Raw genomic sequence first — 16,926 nt, 5'->3', positions numbered from 1 at the left:
TTGCGCACATCCTTGCGATTGCCGAGCGGAGCAAGACCCAGCGGCGCGCCGTTCGCGCCGAAGACCCGATAGCTGTAGCCGGAGTCGGGCCGGGTTTGCTTGCCGCCGATATAAAGCTTCGCGGTTCGATCGACGTTGCCGCACTGATCGGAAAAGTCCTGCAATGGAACCGGTGCGTGCGGTTCGGGAGCACTCGCCTCGCGAGGCTCGCTTGCGTTCGCAGCGGAGGTGTCCGCTCCCGCGCGACGTGGCGCGAGATACTCGAGCATGCCTTCCCGGCCGCCTTCACGGCCATAACCGCTTTCGCGATAGCCGCCAAAGCCTGCCGCGGCGTCGAACTGATTGGCGCTGTTCACCCAGACCACCCCGGCCTTGACCGCGGCCGCGACATCGAGCGTGCGGTTAAGATTTTCCGACCACACCGAGGCAGCGAGACCGTAGCGGGTATCGTTGGCCAAGGCAATCGCTTCGTCAGGCGTGCGGAACGTGCTCGACGTCACCACCGGCCCGAACACCTCCTCGCGCACCAGCACGGAGGATGTCTCGACGTCGGTCACGAGGGTCGGCGGATAGAAGAAGCCTTTGACGCGCACCGCCATCGGCGGCTGGAAGCACGTCGCACCTTCCGCGATGCCGCGCTGGACCAGCGCCGTGATCCGTTCGAGCTGGATGCGATCGACAACCGCGCCGATGTCCGTGGACTTGTCGAGCGGGTCGCCCACCCGCAGCGTGCTCATGCGCGCGCGCAACTTCGCGTGGAAGAGGTCAGCGACCCCTTCCTGGACCAGAATCCGTGAACCTGCGCAGCACACCTGCCCCTGGTTGAACCAGATCGAATCGACCACGCCTTCGACCGCCGCATCAAGGTCGGCGTCTTCGAACACAATGAACGGTGACTTGCCGCCAAGCTCGAGTGAGAGCTTCTTGCCGGTGCCTGCTGTGGCCCGGCGAATCGCGCGGCCCACTTCCGTCGAACCGGTGAACGCGATCTTGTCGACATCCGCATGCTCGACGATCCGCGCGCCTGTCGCACCATCTCCGGTGACGATGTTGACGACACCCGCCGGCAGACCGACCTGCTGGCAGATCTCGGCGAACGCCAGCGCGGTGAGCGGCGTGAACTCCGCGGGCTTCAGCACGACGGTGTTTCCGGCGGCGAGTGCCGGAGCGATCTTCCACGCGAGCATCAGCAGCGGGAAATTCCATGGAATGATCTGGCCGCACACGCCAACGGCCTCGTGGTTCGGAAATTCGTCCCCAAGGAGTTCCGCCCAGCCGGCATGGTGATAGAAATGACGCGCGACGAGCGGTACATCGATATCGCGCGACTCGCGGATCGGCTTGCCGTTATCGAGGCTCTCGAGCACTGCGAGAAACCGCGCGTGCTTCTGAACGTGCCTGGCGATCGCATACAGCAGGCGCGCCCGCTCGTGACCCGGCGTGGCCGACCAGCCCCTGAAAGCGCGGCGCGCGGCTTCGACTGCGGCGTTGACGTCGGCTACGCTGCCCTGGGCAACCTGGGCGAGCAGCGACTCGTCGGCCGGATTCACCACGTCGAAATGTGCGCCATCCGTCGGCGCGACGAAGGCGCCATCGATGAAGTGATCGAAGCGCCGCCCGTGCTGGTCGAGCCAGTTCATCGCGACATCGGTGCTTTCCGGTGCGGGGCCGTATTCCATGGTGGCGAGAATGTCTTTGATACGTGCTTGTGAGGTTTTCATGCGTGTGTCCCGTGAGTCAGCGTGTGGCGTCAGGCCATGCCGTGCCGGTGCAGGGCAGAATATTGACCGGTGACGAAGTGCTCGATCTGACGCTCGATATCGCCTAGCAGCGAGCTCGCGCCGATCCGGAACAGGTTGGGTTCGAGCCAGTCGCGCCCGAGTTCTTCTTTCATCAGAATCAACCAGTTCACCGCGTCTTTTGCCGTGCGCAATCCACCCGCAGGTTTGAAGCCGATCTTGAAACCGGTCAGCGCTTCATAGTCGCGAATGGCACGGCACATCACGAGACTCACAGGCAACGTGGCATTGACGTCCTCCTTGCCGGTCGAGGTCTTGATGAAATCCGCCCCGGCCATCATGGAAACGACGCTGGCCCGATAAACGTTGCGCAAGGTCTTCAGATCGCCGGTCGCCAGGATGGCTTTCAGATGGGCGTCACCACATGCTTCGCGCATCTGCCGGACTTCGTCGTAAAGAGCCGTCCAGTTCTGCAGCAATACATGTTCGCGGGTAATCACGATGTCGATCTCGCGTGCGCCCTCCGCCACCGCGTACCGGATTTCCTCGAGCCGTTGCTTGAGCGGTGTCAGGCCAGCGGGGAAACCTGTCGCCACTGACGCGACGGGAATGCCCGAGCCTTCGAGTGCGGCAACCGCCGCTCCGACCATCGTCGGATAGACGCACACGGCGCCGGTCATTGGCGGCTGTTCTTCGAGGCCAAGTGCGCTGATAAGATCGTCACGCAGCGGCCGGCGCGCCTTGGCGCAAAGACGTTTGACGCGGCCCGGCGTGTCGTCGCCGGCAAGCGTCGTCAGATCGATACAGGAGATCGCCTTCACATGCCAGGCGGCCTGATAAGCCTTCTTCACCGAGCGGCGAGCTTTTAGCGATTCGCTGCGGCGTGTCGCGGCGGATGCATTGACCTGCGGAGTGAGAACTGCGTCAAGGGCGAGCGCCACCCCTGTATTGCGTGGTAAGTGTTCGGACATGTCGTTGGGAAGCGAAGATTGAGCGGGAAGATCGGGCGGCAAGGAGGGCTGCCGCCGTCTGGAAGTGCGTGCGCGGGCCGTCATGTCCGCCCCGCATAGTGATCGATCAGGCGGTTCAGCAGAATGGCCAGCACAATGATCACGCCGGTAATCGTCATTTGGTAGAACGAACCAAGTCCGACGAGGTTGAAAATATTACGCAACACTTGCAGCAGCATCACGGCGACGGTGGTGCCGAGCATGCCGCCGCGTCCACCGAAGAGGCTCGTGCCGCCAAGCACGACGGCCGCGATCGCATCGAGCTCGAGTCCTTGAGCGGAGGTCGGCTGACCGATATGGAGGCGCGAAGTCAGCAGCACGCCGCCTAGTGCGGCGAGCAGGCCCGAGATTGCGAAGACGGCGATCGATATTGCACGCACCGGTACACCTGACAGACGCGCCGCCTCGATATTGCCGCCAGTGGCCAGCACATACTCGCCGAATACCGTGTAGCGCAGGACAAGTCCGGCGATAACGGCGATCACGAGGAAGATGATGCCCATCACCGGAAACAGCAGATCGGAGCCCGGCACGATCGGGACCATGGCTGAACCGATGCTGCTAAAACCGCTCGGCAGCCCGCCGATCGGCGAACCGTCGGACAGCAGAAACGTGGCGCCCCGCAACGACACCAGCCCGGCCAGCGTAATGATGAAGCTGGGCACCTTGCCGTAGACCGAAATCGCGCCCATCACCGCGCCGGCGACCAGACCGACACCGAGTGCAAGCGGCGCCGCCAACCACCCGGACATGCCCCCTTGCAACAGCAACGCGACGATGATCCCCGCAAACGCGGACAGACTGCCCACCGACAGGTCGATGTTGGCGGTCAGGATCACGAACGTCATGCCGATCGCGACGATGCCGACGGCCGCGGCCTGCTGGAACAGGTTCGCGATATTGCCGAAGGTCAGGAAGTCGCTCGAGAGTGAAGTCGCGATCCCCACCGCCAGCAGGAAAATCAGAATGAAGTTGTACCGCATTGCCCACTCGACAAGCGGGCTATTGATCAGGCCGCGCTTCTTGCCGCCATCGCTGCCTTGTCTGACCAGCTCCTTCGATGTCGTATCCATGTTCAAGCCCTTCGTCCAATGATGGTCGCCTGTTGAATGTCGAGACTCGGCGTCACGGCCGGATCGAAACAGACAACGTTCTTGCCTTCGTGAATGACCCAGATGCGGTTGCAGTTCGCGTACAGCTCTTCGAGTTCGCTGCTTGCCACCAGCACGGCAGCGCCCTGCTCGGCGAGGCCGCGCGCGAGCCGGTAAAGATCCGCCTTGGCGCCGATGTCGAGGCCACGGCTCGGCTCATCGAGCAGCAACAGCTTCGCGCCGTCGATCACCCATTTCGCGAGCACGATCTTTTGCTGGTTACCGCCCGACAATTGGCGCACCGGCTGGGTCAGCGAACCGAACTTCGTCTGCAACTGCTTGAGGACCGGATGGGTCAGCGTCTTCATGCGCCGATGCGACAGCCACCGGTAACGCCGGATGTGCGCCAAGGTGGCGTTGCGGTAGATCGGCGCATCGAGCACGAGGCCTTCGGTCTTGCGGTTTTCCGGCACCAGCCCGACGCCGCGCCGGATCGCGTCCATCGCGTGTTTCGGACGGTACGGTTCGCCGAACAACTCGATCTCGCCGGTCGACGGTTGCACGCCGAACAGCGCCTTGAGAAGCGTGGTGCGGCCCGCACCGTTCAGTCCAGCTAGCCCGACGACTTCGCCCTGGCGTACTTCCAGGTCGCGGATCTCGAGACCCGCCGGACCGTCCAGGCGTTTGACGCGCAAAGCGAATGCCTCGCGTGGCGGCGCATGCTCGCCGCGCTCGAGCAGTTCGTGACTCTCACCGACTACCGCCGATACCAGCGTGCGTTCGTCGACCGCGGCGACATCGAAGGTCTCGACGGTCTTGCCGGCGCGCAGCACCGTCACGCGGTCGCCGATCTCGCGAATCTCATTGAGCCGATGGCTCACGTAGAGTACGGAAACGCCAGCGGCCGAGATCTCGCGAATCACTTCGAAGACTTTCTCCAGCTCGGTCTCGTTCAACGCAGCGGACGGCTCGTCCATCACCACGACTTTGGCCGCCCCCGTCAATGCGCGCGCGATCGCCGCGAGTTGCTGGTTGGCGATCGACAGCGTCTCCACGCGTGCGGTCATGGGAAAGGTCGCGCCGATCCGCTTGAGCGCGGCAGCGGCCAACGTGCGGCGCCGGCCACGCGAGATGATGCCGAAGCGGCGCGGCGTATGTCCCAGCAAAAGATTCTCTTCAACCGTCATCTGCGGGATCAGGTCCAATTCCTGGTAGATCATCGCAATGCCGGCCGCGCTGGCATCTTGCGGCGAGCGCAGATCGACCGGCTTGCCGTCGATCTGCATGGTGCCGGTATCGGGCCGATGCGCACCCGCCACGATTTTCAGCAACGTGCTTTTGCCCGCACCGTTGGCGCCGAGCAGGCAGTGCACTTCGCCGGGGCGTACCTGCAGCGAGGCATCCACGAGCGCGATGACATTCGGCGGAAAGCGCTTCGAAACATGACTGACGTCCAGCACGTAATCATTCATCGCCGTGCTCCAGCAGAAAGCGCGCGGTCGCCTCGTCGGTTGCGAGGACATTGATGTAGCGCGCCCGCAGGCAGGCACGCGCCACCCGATGCTTGCGCTCGCCTACACACACGCCAATCGAAAATGCCTTGTCGCGCAAGCGCTCGGGCCGCAGACCGATAGTCCGGTTGTCGATTTCGGGGGCGACGATCTCACCGTTCCCGTCGACGAAGCGTCCCAGAATGTCACCGACCGCGCCGCGTTTTTGCAGGTCACGCATGATCGCCTGATCCACATAACCCGATTCCACGAGGACCGACCGCTCCGACAGTTCGCCCATGCTGAAGCAGGCAACCGGTGCTTCGTCTGCGATACGCAGTACGTCAGCTACGATATGGTCCTGCTCGAGCGCTTCGCGCGTGCGCTCGCTGCCCAGCATTGCAGGAACCGGTAGCAGCGTCGCGTGGCCGTTGCCGGCGTGCGCGAAGCGCTCGGCGACGTTGTTGGTCTGCTCCGCCACGTTGCGGATATTGATCGCGCCGTTCAATAGCACCACATGCACGCCGTCGTTCCAGCGCGGCGGCAACCATTGCGCCATCTTGATCATGGTGCGGCCCCACGACACGCCCACCAGTTGCGGCGGCGGCTGCAGTCCCGCGAGATAGCGGCCGGCGGCCTGGGTGACGACATTCAGTTCGACATCCTCATCACCACTGTTGGCGAGGACGATCGCTTCGCGCAACCCGAAGCGGCGTTGCATTTCGGCCTCGATATGCGGCAGGCGCGGCGAACGTGGAATGATCTCGATCCGTACGATGCCCACTTCGCGTGCTTCACGCAGCAGCCGCGCAACCTGCCAGCGCGTCAAGCCGGTTTCCTTGGCGATGTCGCCTTGCGTCTTCTCGAGGTCGTAATAGAGCTTGGCAACCTGGGCCATCAGTTGCTCGCGCTGCGGGTCGGAATTCAGCCGCGTAGGCAACGAGTCGTTGGTGGAAGCGCTTGTCATGCTGCGGACCTCATGGCGGTGGCCGCCGTAATCGGCGGTCTGGAGACGATAGGTCCCACCGTGTCGGTCGCCTCCTGATAGCGTTCGAGCAGCTTCAGATACTGCTCGTGCGCTTGCGGGTCGGGGTCGATGCGCTCACCGTGGGTCGCGAAACTCGCGACCGCCTCGCGTAACTGCGCACACTCGCCGACCCCGCACGCGGCAGCCGCGGCTGCGCCGATCAAGGTCAGGTTGTCATGAGCGACGACCTCGAACGGAACACCCGTTGCATCGATGGTTGCGCGCAACCATAGCGGGTTCTTCTGAAAACCTCCAGCCGCGATCACCCGCCGGACCTCGATCCCCGCTGCCCGCAAGGTGTGAAACACGTTGGCGGAGCCAAGCGCAATCGCTTCGACCGAGGCGCGATAGACATCCTTGCGCTGATGGTTGAGCGAGAGCCCGAGAATCGCGCCGCGCAACTCCGAAGAACGATAAGGCGTGCGATTGCCCATCCAGTAATCGAGCACCAGCAGACCTGTCTCGCCTGGTTTCAAATCCGCGGCCTCGGCGATCAGCGCCTGGTGACCGGCATGGTCGAGACCGAACATCTGATGCGCAAGCCAATGCAGGATCGAGCCGGCCGATACCTGACCGCCTTCGATCAGCCAGGGCCCATCGATCAACGCATTCGGATACGGACCCCACATGCCGGGTACGTCGACCCATTCATCGATATGCATCAGCTGGACGATCGACGTTCCGCCGATAAACAGCAGATCGCCGGGGCCAGTCGCACCCGCGCTCAACATCGCCATATGCGCGTCGATGCCGCCCTGGGCCACCACCGGCCGGCCGACGATGCCAAGATGCTGCGCGGCGTCGGCCGTAAGGGCTCCGATACGGCCGCCCACCCGGATCACCTCCGGGGGCAGCTTGTCGGCAAGATCCGGCACGCCGAGCCGTTCGTAGAGATCGAGCGGAAAGCGCTGCTCGCGGGCGTCGTAATTCCATTTGCAGGTTGCGTTCAACTGCGAGGCCACCCAACGGCCAGTGAGCCAGTAGTTCACCAGGTCCACTGCTTCGCAGATCCGGGCGGCTTCTCGATAGACCTCCGGTTCGTGATGAGCGAGCCAGATCGCCTTGGGCACCAGCCATTCGACCGCGTCGCCGCCGGAGCTCATCATCGGGTGCCGGACCGAGCGGGTGTCGTTAGCTTCGCGGCCGGCGCGGCAGTCCATCCACAGCAAGGCGGGCCGCAACGGCGTGCCGTCCTCGCGGGCGGCAACCACCGTCGACGATGTCGTGGCCACGCAAATCCCGGCAATGCGCGGATGGCCCGTGCTCGCCATCAGTTCACGGCAGGCCTCGCCGAGCGCCTTCCACCACGCGAGCGGCGCCTGCTCGGCCCAGCCGAGTTGCGGGTAGACCGTCGGATAGGATGCTTCCGTGACACGTACCAGCTTGTGAGTGCCCGCGTCGTAAAGCCCGGCGCGCACACTGCCCGTGCCGAAGTCCAGCCCTAAAAGCAGGGACATCTTGTCTCCTCCTACGTACGTTTTGTTGTTTATATATTACGCAGGCAACTTGGAAGGCCGGAAGACTACTTTGGCCGCCCCCTTCTTTTCTGCAAAGTGCTTGAACATCTCCGGAAGCGCTTCGAGCGGCAGATCGTGGCTAATCATGAAGTCGCAGCGCAGCGCGCCGCTCGCCAGCTTGTCGATGGCTGCCGTCCATTCATCTCCGGGGAACGGCGCCGAGAATGAATTCCACACACCGTGCAACGAGACTTCCTGGCGCAGGAAGTGCGAGAAGCTCTTGGTCGTCAGCGATACATCCGCGGTGGGGATGCCGATATAGACGACATGGCCGCCCGCGCCGGCAAGCTGGATCGCCTGGTTGATCGCACTCGGGTGGCCGGCCGCTTCCACGATGAGATGACAGCGCGGCAACGCTTCGTCGGGCTGGCCGCTTAGAAGCGTATGCGTCGCTCCGGCGACACGCGCCATTTCAAGCTTCTCCTCGGAGATGTCGATCGCGACGATATTCCGGGCGCCCATCAGCTTCATCCACTGAATCGCGAACAGGCCAATCGGGCCGCAGCCGACCACGGCCGCGTTCTGCCCCGCCTTGAGTTCGCCTTGCCAGATTGCGTGAATGGCAATGGCCGCCGGGTCGACCAGCGATGCCGCAGTCGGATCCATGCCCTCGGGCACTTTTACCAGGTTGGTTAGCGGCACGTTGACGAATTCCGCATACGCGCCGTCGCGCCGGCTGCCGAAGTAATCGTAGTCGAGGCAACGCGACGGATGTCCACGCAGGCATTGATCGCATTTGAGGCAAGGGATCAGCGGTGGCACGGTCACCAGTTCGCCAATCGAAAAGCCTTCGATACCGTCGCCAAGCGCTTCGATAAAGCCCGAGAATTCGTGGCCGCAGATCAGCGGCATCACGTGCGCGCCTTTGCTCAGCATCCGCGGAATGTCGGACCCGCAAACGCCACATGCAGCGACGCGCACAAGTGCGTGCCCCGCTTTGACAATGGGCTTTTCAACCTCTTCGACACGGATGTCGCCCGGCCGATGCATGACTGCTGCTCGCACGATTATTTCCTTACCAAGTGTGTAAATGAAACCCGCCGCGAGCCGCTACACGTCCTTCGCAAAACCGCTCGGAGGTGCGCTCGTGGCCAGGCGATTCGGGCCGGCTTGCCGGCCCGAGACCATCAGAAAACCTTCGGACGGTATTCGCCGAACAGACCGTCGTGTTTGATCTGCTTGACGTTGTCTTTGGTGACGACCGCCGTGCCGGCATCGACGAACGACGGCACCTTCTTGCCAGCGACCACTTCACGGGCCGTCTGGATCGTGATGTCGCCCAGATAGCGCGGGTCGTTCAACGATGTCGAGATGTACTGGTTACCGCTTTCGATCGCATTCAGCGCTTCAGACAAGCCATCGACACCGGACACCAGCACGTCCTTGCGGTTGGCTTCCTGCAGGACCTGCATCGCGCCGAGCGCCATGTCATCGTTATGGGCGACCACGGCCTTCATATCGGGGTTCGCCTGCAGCAGATCCTGCATGGCGGTGACCGCGTTGGCACGGATGTATTCGCTGTACGGACCTTCGACGATCTTGAAGCCGGTGCCTTCGACTGCTTCATGGAAGCCCTTGCGGCGGTCCATCATCACCGTGCCGCCGGCATCGCCCTGAATCTCGATGATCTTGCCGCTGGTGATGCCCTTCTTCTTCAGCGCGGCGACCAGGGCCTTGCCGGAGAGCTCGCCCATCTTCACGTTGTCGCGGCCGATATAGGCAGTGACGGTACCGTGTACAGCGCGATCGACGGTGATGACCGGCACGTGCGCACGCTGGGCAGCTTCGAGCGATGGCGCAATCGCATCCGGATTCACCGGATCGACGATCAGCACGTTCACCTTGCGCGTGAGCAAGTCCTGAATGTCGTTGTTCTGCTTGTTCACGTCGCCATTGGCGTCGAGAAAGATCAGCTCGTCGCCGTCTGCCGCAGCGGCCGCCTGGGCGCCCTCCTTGAGCTGCACATAGAACGGTGACTGAAGCGTGACCTGACTAAAACCGATTTTCAGGCCCTTGGCGTAAGTGGCCGAGGTCGCAGTGAGAGCGGCAGCCGCGACCAGGGCGACTGTCAGAAACCTTGCGGGATGGGCAGTACCTTTGAACATTGGGTCGTCTCCAGATTTGTTGTTTGATACTCTTAGAATCACAAATGTGATTTCAATGCACATTTGTGATTCTAAGATAGGGGCTATCGAGGGGGTTGTCAACAGGATCTGCTGCGGCCGTGCACAAAGAGGGATGCGGAAAGCGGATGGCGAGGGCTGTCATTGCACAGACCTGATAGGTGCTTGCGTGCAGCGGAGAGCGATGAAACGTGGGGTTGTTCGTGGCTACCGGTTCGCGACGCGGCTATTAGGTGCGCCGCAACATGCCTTCGCCTGGGAGACGATTGCCGGTGATAGGTGTGGCTAGTGCGCGCGGCTCGGCGGCGCGTGCTGTTACGAGGCAGGTACGGGAGGTGTGTAGTCGCTTTTCAGGCACGCGGTCGTCTATTGGTTCCGCGGCGCGACTCACTTCATGTCGCCCACGTGAGGTCATGGTAATGACCTCACGTGGGCAATCGGAGATCAACCGTTAGGACTTCTTCACTTCCTTGCTGGAAGCGGCCGGCTTCGCTGCCGGTGCTGGCGCGGGCGCCTTGCCCGCGGCGAGCGCAGCATGGTTCGCCTGCGGACCGCCCGGGTGCCCCTCAGGTCCATGCCCTGCAATGGCGTGATCAGGCAGATGACCTTCGTGATTCGCCATCACCCGATGCAGTTCATCGCGACGGGCAAAGACGTCGTGGCGATGATCGCCGTGCGCATAAAAACGCCGGTGCCGATGGCCGTCCGGTCCGACATACCAGATGAACGTATCGCCACCGACAATGACGACATCGCGCTCTTCGACGGCCGCGATATAAACATCGTTGGGGCCGGGCACGTAGGCCTCTTCGACGATCACGGGCGGCGGCGGTGGCGGTGGCGTCAACGCCCCCGCGATGATCGCGTTGACCTTGTTCGGATCGACGACGAGGTTACCCTGGTCATTGTTTGCACACCCCGCCAATGTAGCCACGCAGGCAATGCCTGCCAGCTGTGTAGCCAGCCGTTTCATATTCATTTTGATTAATCCGCTTTCTAGTTTTTGAATTGGCGCGACCGTGTCGACTACCATCCCCCGCGACACTGCACGCGCCGGCTTAACGCAGGGCCATGAAGCACCCCGACAGGAAATCAGTCTGAAGATCCAAACCAATACGGCCGGATTCGGAGTCCGCAAACTCGATAGGAACTCGTATCAAAATGTTTATTTCAGTAACAAAACGTTACCAAAGTTTAACTGCGCATGGCATTAAATGGTCACCGGCGTACCACCAGAAATATTTCTCGAAATTACCGGGCGTAATGCCGCATTGCCGACCACACGCTACCTGTTGATCGCAAACAGCGTTGTCATTCGCATGGTCACTGGCATCACCCGGGCCTATACTGCCGAACAGCCGATTACCGCCGCCATGCAGCGTCAAAAGAAGTCGGGCGTCGCAAGTCGGACTCAAAAAAACTGGAGGAAGACAAAATGAAGCGATTCGTTTCCCGCTGTATGGTTGCCGTCTCAACGATCATCGTTTGTTCGCTGTCGGGACTGGCGCACGCGGATGCGGCTCATCCTGTGGTGGCACTCCTGCCCGGCGTGGTTGATCCGTTCTACTTCACAATGCATCGCGGCGCCGAGCGGGCCGCCAAGGAAGAGAACGTCGAATTGCTGTTTCAGGTTCCCAAAGAATGGAATACCAGTGAGCAGGTGCCGATTCTCAAGGCATTTATCGCCAAGCACCCTGATGTCCTGCTGATTTCGCCAGTCGACAAACAACAGTTGATCGGACCACTCAAGGAAGCCGCCGACGCCGGCATCAAGGTAATCACCGTCGACACCTATATCGGCGATGGCCATTACCAGACCGGCAAGGGCAATGCGGATTTCCCGCTGTCCTATATCGCTTCGGACAATCTCGAAGGCGGCCGCGTGGCAGCGCGTGCGCTAGCCAAAGCGATAGGCGACAAGGGAACGGTCTATTGCGAGAACAACAAGCCGGGTATTTCGAGCACCGACGCGCGTGCTGAAGGCTTCACGGATGAGATGAAGAAGCACCCGAATATCACCGTGCTGCAAACGCTCTATAACGAGGACGATGCGAACCAGGCTGCTGCTCACGTTGCCGCGGTATTGGCGCGCAATCCGAATCTGGCCGGCGTGTTCGGCGCCAACACCTTCTCGGGCAGCGGTGCGGCCCAGGGCGTCAAGGCAGCCGGCAAGCAAGGCGTGGTGAAAGTCGTCGTATTCGACGCGGTGCCGGGCATCGACAAGCAGATCAAGAGTGGCCTTGTCGATATCGCAATTGCCCAGCGCCCGGACGAGATCGGCTACTACGGCGTCAAGTTCGCCGCCGACGTGATTCACGGCAAGAAAATCCCCACCCTCAAGAGCACGGGTTTCGAGGTTCTCGACAAGACCAACATCGACCAGCCCGACATGCAGCAATACATCTATTCGAACTAGCCGAAGCAGTCCGGCTGCAGTCGTAGATCGTCCCGCGTGCGCTGCAGCGCATGCGGGTTTTTGCTCCTGGCTTTGCTCCTGATAAAGCGAATCACTTCATGGATAACTCGCGTCTCGACCGGATTGCGCTGATTACCAAGCTATGGCCGTGGCTGTTCCTCGCCGCCCTGCTCGTCTTTTTCGAGGTGTACGCGCAGGTGTCGGCCCATCGGTCGTTTGTGTTGAACGCCTACAACCTGCAATCGATCGGTCTTGCTGCCGCTGCCCCGTTGCTTCTGGCCATTGGCCAGACCTTCGTGATCATCACAGCCGGCATCGATCTGTCGGCGGGCTTCGTAATGGGACTCGCGGCCGTCTGCGTCGCCCAGTTCACGTTGTTCGGCAATGGCTCGCCGTGGATCCTGCTCTTGTCGATCCCGCTCACCGTTGTGGTTTGCCTGATTCCGGGCCTCGTCAACGGCGTGCTGATTGCTTGGCTGCGCGTGCCAGCTTTTATCGGCACGCTCGGCATGTACGGCGTGGCGCGCGGTGCAGGCTTTCTCGCGGCCGGCAGCGGTATGACTGTCTCGGTGGACAACCCCGGTCTCGTCTGGCTCGGTGCCGGCTGGACGCCGGTGCTGCTGACTGCCGTGTTGCTGGTCATCATGCATCTGCTGCTCTCGAAGACGCGCTTCGGCCAGTACACCTATGCGATCGGCGGCAATCCGCAGTCGGCGGCGCGGGCGGGGATCAATGTCAAACGCCACCTGCTTGTGGTGTATGTGATCGCCGCAGCGTTCGCCGCGGTCGGCGGGATCATCTATACCGCGCGTTTTGCTGCAGGCGCTGCCAACGCCGGCGAGCCGATGCTGCTCGACTCGATCGCGGCAGTGGTGATCGGTGGGGCGAGCCTGTTCGGTGGGACCGGCAATGTCATCGGCACGCTGATCGGTGCGCTGATCATTGCGGTGATCCAGTTCGGGCTGGTGTTTATCGACGTCAACGCGTTCTGGCAATTCATCGTGGTGGGCATCGTCATCATCCTGTCGGTGCTGATCGATCAGTACAAGGACCGTCTCGGAGGTGCGCAATGAGCACGCCCATCCTTGAGGTACGCGATATCTCGATCCGCTTTGGCGGTGTCGAGGCGCTCAAGAACGTGTCGCTGCAGTTGATGCCGGGCGAAGTGCTGGCGCTTGCCGGCGACAACGGTGCGGGCAAGTCGACCTTGATCAAGATCATCTCGGGCGTGTATCGGGCCGTTCAGGGCGAGCTGCTGTTCGACGGCGCACCGTTGCAATTGCGCGATCCGCAAGACGCGCGCGTTCAAGGGATCGAGACGATCTACCAGGATCTCGCGCTCGCCGACAACCTGGATGTGGGCAGCAATATCTTCCTTGGCCGCGAACCGACACGCAGGCAACTCGGCTTTCAGGTGATCGACCGCCCTCGCATGGCACAGGTTGCGCGCGAAGTGCTCGAGCGCCTCGACATCGTGATTCCCGAGCGCAAGCTCAGAGGCCCTGTGAAGATGCTCTCAGGCGGCCAGCGCCAGGCCATTGCAATTGGCCGGGCCATTTACTGGAACGCCCGCGTGCTCATCATGGATGAGCCCACCGCCGCGCTTGGCGTGCCCGAGCAGCGCAAAGTCATGGAACTGATTGCGACGCTGAAGGCGCAAGGCGTCTCCGTGATCCTGATCTCGCACAATCTGCACGACATCTTTGCAATCGCGGACCGTATCGTCGTGCTGCGGCGTGGCGAAGTGGCCGGCGAGCGGCAGGTCCAGCAGACCAATGGCGATGAGATCGTGCATCTGATGGTCGGCGATACCTATGTGAGTCCTGACCTATAGTGTTCTTCGCGCCGCCGTGATTCAAACGCGGACCGCGTGGCACGACACAGGCGCCTCTGAAAATGAACAAGGAGAGTCTCGATGGCAGAAAACAGCATGAGCCGACGCGAACTATTAGCAATGTTAGGGGGAATCGCACCCTTGCTCTTGACCGGAGGAGTCGAGGCCAGTCCGATCGACACCAACCAGACCATGTACACGCTGCCCGCTGACATCAAATTCACCCCGCAGGACGGAGCCCCGCCGCAGAGCGTCGAGAGCGCGTTCCTTTACAGCCATCCTTCGAAGCAAGGCATCTATTACGCACTGTTACGCTGGTATCCAGGCTACATGAGCGCGCCGCACAGCTACGCCTCGGATCGTCTCTGCGTGGTGTTGTCCGGCACCTGGTGGATCAACAGCGGTGCGGACTTCGATCCCGCCCATACAGTCCCGGTGCCGGCCGGCACCTTCGTGCGGCGCATTGCCCGCACCTGGCATTACGACGGTGTCCCACGCGGCGAAGCCGGGCCAGTAACCATCGCCATCTGCGGCATCGGTCCGGTGGACATCCGTCTGGCGGAACCCGATAAGCCTCTCGCGCGGGCCGTATAAACCAGCGCTTCTGAATTCGTGGCGTTTGCAACCACTACGAATCAGCCCCTCATTCAAGTGTCTATACCGCGGATCGCTGCATGCGGCCCTGCGCCTTTCATCGCGCTTACCACGCCACGACACGACGCCTATTTTGTTGCCCCCGTTGCAAGAATGAGACATCGCATTATTTTTATAGCGCGAAACAATCGGGTTTGAACTGCTTTCACTGAACTTTAATCTGGCGACGTCAGCATCACTCGGCCTGATGGCATGAGTGTCGCGAGCCTGGCGGGACGGCGAGAAACCGCTCCGCAAAGTTCGCTCTTGCTCTCAGCAGGTCGACCGGGCACGAATCTCACAGCGTATGGCCTGGGATACGCGCGCCGGCTGACCCACACGAATGGATCACGTTCGCCATGCGAGCGATAGATCCATCCTCTAACAACACGTGAAAGACAGATGAAAATGAAAAAGACCTCGGTGGCTCTCCTGGCGCTCGGCGCATTTGCCGGCGCTGCACACGCACAAAGCAGCGTGACCCTGTACGGCATCGTCGACGCAGGTATTCTCATCAACAACAACGTCAAGGGCTTGCACGAATACGCGCTCTCGCAGGCTACCTCGTCGCGCTTTGGCCTGAAAGGCACGGAAGACCTGGGTGGCGGTCTGTCGGCGATTTTCGACCTGGAAAACGGCTATACAACGGGCACCGGCGCGCTGGGCCAAGGCGGCCTGGAATTCGGCCGTAAAGCTTTCGTCGGTTTGAGCAGCAAGCAGTTTGGTACCGTGACGGCCGGCCGTCAGTACTCAGTCAGCAATGACTACACCGCCAACTTCGCGTCGGGCGCCGACTGGGCCGCTTCGGGCCTCGGCTACGGCACGCGAGCAGGCGACGTCGACAACGTCGATACGTCGAACCGCATCCAGAACTCGCTGAAGTACGAAAGCCCGAACTACAACGGTCTGCAGGTTGGCGCGCTGTACAGCCTGGGCGGCGTGGCAGGCAATTTCTCGCAGAATTCGATCTGGGACGCGTCGGTCGCGTACGCGAACGGCCCGATCAGCCTCGGCGTCGGCTATACGTTCGTGAAGGATCCGTACTATTCGTTCTTCGGCAACCAGGGCAATTCGTCGTCGCCGACGACTACGGCTTCGTCGACCGCGACCGACAACATGAACAACAAGATCTTCGGCGGCTACGCTTCGGCGGGTTCGCAGCAGATCATCGTGGCGGGCGGTTCGTACGCAATCGGACCGGCAACCGTCGGCCTGCTGTACTCGAACACGCAATTCCAGAACCTGGGTTCGGTCACTGCAGTCGGTGCGATCTCGGCTCCGAAGTACGATGGCGGCACTGCAACCTTCAACTCCGGTGAAATCAATGTGAAGTACCAGGTGAACCCGGCTCTGCTGCTGGCAGGCGCGTATATCTATACGCACAACAGCGGCGCAGACAACCTGGGCAGCGCGAAGTACAACCAGTTCAACCTGGGCGCGATCTACTCGCTGTCGAAGCGCACGTCACTGTATGCGATCGGCTTCTACGAAACGGCTTCGGGTATCGACTCGACGGGCAAGGCGGCTGTTGCCGATCTGGACGGCAGCGCCTTCTCGGCTGACAAACACCAGCTCGCCGGTATCTTCGGCATCACCCACAAGTTCTAAGCGGGTGGACCGGCCGCTCCTGGGCGGCCGGTCAGTCTGAAACCAGGCTGGGCTTTATTTAGTCAGCAGTTAAGCGTGGACACCCTTGGCGACGTTGCCACGAGGGTGTCCATTTGTTTTTGTCCGACGGATCCGGCTAGTTAGATGGCCCGCTCGTCACCGTGACGGCGCCGCCGCCAGCGCCGCCTGGGCCCGCTGCAACCATTCGCGGTTGTGCTCCCTCGCGTGACGGGGCCAATGCTTTGCGTCCTGCGCAATATCCGCATACAGGCTCATGGCCCGCTGACGATCCGCCTGATCGCCCTGCTTTACCAACCAGTCGGCAAACAGACACCGAGGCGCTGCATCGCCTGCACAGGCCAGCGACTTCTCGAACGCGGCCCGCGTGCCGGGTGCATCGAGCGCAGCGAGGGTCCGCGCATAGAGCAACGCCGGCTC

General features: G+C 61.8%; 15 protein-coding genes and 1 pseudogene. 6 read left to right on the top strand and 10 right to left on the bottom strand.

Features of this window, described 5'->3' with window-relative positions; genetic code table 11:
- From M0954_RS13850 to M0954_RS13810, 9 genes are all read right to left on the bottom strand, one after another.
- Positions 1–1,721, bottom strand: a 1,721-nt coding sequence (locus M0954_RS13850; RefSeq protein ID WP_297353774.1) for an aldehyde dehydrogenase family protein, incomplete at its 3' end; no start/stop codon positions are given.
- A 29-nt stretch (positions 1,722–1,750) separates the two neighbouring features.
- Positions 1,751–2,710 carry a deoxyribose-phosphate aldolase gene (gene deoC / locus M0954_RS13845; RefSeq protein WP_133892277.1) on the bottom strand — a complete coding sequence of 320 codons (960 nt, stop codon included), beginning with the start codon at positions 2,708–2,710 and terminating at the stop codon, positions 1,751–1,753.
- An 80-nt stretch (positions 2,711–2,790) separates the two neighbouring features.
- Positions 2,791–3,822, bottom strand: a complete 1,032-nt coding sequence (locus M0954_RS13840; protein WP_123385594.1) for an ABC transporter permease — start codon at positions 3,820–3,822, stop codon at positions 2,791–2,793.
- A gap of 2 nt (positions 3,823–3,824) precedes the next feature.
- Complete coding sequence (locus M0954_RS13835; RefSeq protein WP_297353773.1) at positions 3,825–5,312, bottom strand: sugar ABC transporter ATP-binding protein; 1,488 nt, start codon at positions 5,310–5,312, stop codon at positions 3,825–3,827.
- Complete coding sequence (locus tag M0954_RS13830; RefSeq protein WP_123385592.1) at positions 5,305–6,297, bottom strand: sugar-binding transcriptional regulator; 993 nt, start codon at positions 6,295–6,297, stop codon at positions 5,305–5,307. Before M0954_RS13830 ends, M0954_RS13835 begins: the two co-directional genes overlap by 8 nt.
- Complete coding sequence (locus M0954_RS13825; protein WP_297353772.1) at positions 6,294–7,814, bottom strand: ribulokinase; 1,521 nt, start codon at positions 7,812–7,814, stop codon at positions 6,294–6,296. The genes M0954_RS13830 and M0954_RS13825 overlap by 4 nt, the downstream gene beginning before the upstream one ends.
- A 36-nt stretch (positions 7,815–7,850) precedes the next feature.
- On the bottom strand, positions 7,851–8,879 hold the full coding sequence (locus M0954_RS13820; RefSeq protein ID WP_297353771.1) for a galactitol-1-phosphate 5-dehydrogenase: 1,029 nt from the start codon (positions 8,877–8,879) through the stop codon (positions 7,851–7,853).
- Positions 8,880–9,001: 122 nt separating this feature from the next.
- Positions 9,002–9,979, bottom strand: coding sequence for a substrate-binding domain-containing protein (locus tag M0954_RS13815; protein WP_122153644.1), 978 nt, complete (start codon positions 9,977–9,979; stop codon positions 9,002–9,004).
- Positions 9,980–10,448: 469 nt separating this feature from the next.
- Positions 10,449–10,976 carry a hypothetical protein gene (locus tag M0954_RS13810; RefSeq protein WP_297353770.1) on the bottom strand — a complete coding sequence of 176 codons (528 nt, stop codon included), beginning with the start codon at positions 10,974–10,976 and terminating at the stop codon, positions 10,449–10,451.
- Positions 10,977–11,211: 235 nt separating this feature from the next.
- Between M0954_RS13810 and M0954_RS13805 the strand changes: the two genes are divergently transcribed.
- The 6 genes from M0954_RS13805 (at position 11,212) to M0954_RS13780 (ending at position 16,488) form a co-directional block, all read left to right on the top strand.
- Entirely contained in the window at positions 11,212–11,436 is a 225-nt protein-coding gene (locus tag M0954_RS13805; protein WP_297353768.1) for a hypothetical protein, read from the top strand.
- The gene (locus tag M0954_RS13800) at positions 11,433–12,413 is read left to right on the top strand and encodes an ABC transporter substrate-binding protein (protein ID WP_122153641.1); all 981 of its coding nucleotides are present in this window, start codon (positions 11,433–11,435) and stop codon (positions 12,411–12,413) included. The genes M0954_RS13805 and M0954_RS13800 overlap by 4 nt, the downstream gene beginning before the upstream one ends.
- Positions 12,414–12,511: 98 nt before the next feature.
- A complete protein-coding gene (locus tag M0954_RS13795) occupies positions 12,512–13,486 on the top strand; it encodes a ribose ABC transporter (protein WP_122153640.1) in 975 nt (324 codons plus the stop codon).
- Positions 13,483–14,247, top strand: a complete 765-nt coding sequence (locus M0954_RS13790) for an ATP-binding cassette domain-containing protein (protein ID WP_297353766.1) — start codon at positions 13,483–13,485, stop codon at positions 14,245–14,247. The genes M0954_RS13795 and M0954_RS13790 overlap by 4 nt, the downstream gene beginning before the upstream one ends.
- 81 nt (positions 14,248–14,328) lie before the next feature.
- Positions 14,329–14,841 carry a cupin domain-containing protein gene (locus M0954_RS13785; RefSeq protein ID WP_122153638.1) on the top strand — a complete coding sequence of 171 codons (513 nt, stop codon included), beginning with the start codon at positions 14,329–14,331 and terminating at the stop codon, positions 14,839–14,841.
- Between the two features lie 441 nt (positions 14,842–15,282).
- Positions 15,283–16,488, top strand: a complete 1,206-nt coding sequence (locus tag M0954_RS13780) for a porin (RefSeq protein WP_367279516.1) — start codon at positions 15,283–15,285, stop codon at positions 16,486–16,488.
- A gap of 156 nt (positions 16,489–16,644) precedes the next feature.
- Here M0954_RS13780 and M0954_RS13775 read toward each other — a convergent pair.
- A pseudogene (locus M0954_RS13775) lies at positions 16,645–16,926 on the bottom strand (hypothetical protein); the annotation flags it as partial.

The organism is Paraburkholderia sp. (assembly GCF_026225065.1).
Taxonomy (GTDB): domain Bacteria; phylum Pseudomonadota; class Gammaproteobacteria; order Burkholderiales; family Burkholderiaceae; genus Paraburkholderia.
The sequence above is the reverse complement of the archived record's forward strand: the minus strand, read 5'-3'. Positions and strand labels throughout refer to the sequence as shown.

Bases quoted from the DNA above. Each gene is read 5' to 3' on its own strand.
- M0954_RS13810 (WP_297353770.1), bottom strand. From the start codon at position 10,976: ATGAATATGAAACGGCTGGCTACACAGCTGGCAGGCATTGCCTGCGTG.
- M0954_RS13825 (WP_297353772.1), bottom strand. From the start codon at position 7,814: ATGTCCCTGCTTTTAGGGCTGGACTTCGGCACGGGCAGTGTGCGCGCC.
- M0954_RS13840 (WP_123385594.1), bottom strand. From the start codon at position 3,822: ATGGATACGACATCGAAGGAGCTGGTCAGACAAGGCAGCGATGGCGGC.
- M0954_RS13835 (WP_297353773.1), bottom strand. From the start codon at position 5,312: ATGAATGATTACGTGCTGGACGTCAGTCATGTTTCGAAGCGCTTTCCG.
- M0954_RS13830 (WP_123385592.1), bottom strand. From the start codon at position 6,297: ATGACAAGCGCTTCCACCAACGACTCGTTGCCTACGCGGCTGAATTCC.
- M0954_RS13800 (WP_122153641.1), top strand. From the start codon at position 11,433: ATGAAGCGATTCGTTTCCCGCTGTATGGTTGCCGTCTCAACGATCATC.
- M0954_RS13815 (WP_122153644.1), bottom strand. From the start codon at position 9,979: ATGTTCAAAGGTACTGCCCATCCCGCAAGGTTTCTGACAGTCGCCCTG.
- M0954_RS13790 (WP_297353766.1), top strand. From the start codon at position 13,483: ATGAGCACGCCCATCCTTGAGGTACGCGATATCTCGATCCGCTTTGGC.
- M0954_RS13780 (WP_367279516.1), top strand. From the start codon at position 15,283: ATGAAAATGAAAAAGACCTCGGTGGCTCTCCTGGCGCTCGGCGCATTT.
- M0954_RS13785 (WP_122153638.1), top strand. From the start codon at position 14,329: ATGGCAGAAAACAGCATGAGCCGACGCGAACTATTAGCAATGTTAGGG.
- deoC (WP_133892277.1), bottom strand. From the start codon at position 2,710: ATGTCCGAACACTTACCACGCAATACAGGGGTGGCGCTCGCCCTTGAC.
- M0954_RS13795 (WP_122153640.1), top strand. From the start codon at position 12,512: ATGGATAACTCGCGTCTCGACCGGATTGCGCTGATTACCAAGCTATGG.
- M0954_RS13805 (WP_297353768.1), top strand. From the start codon at position 11,212: ATGGTCACCGGCGTACCACCAGAAATATTTCTCGAAATTACCGGGCGT.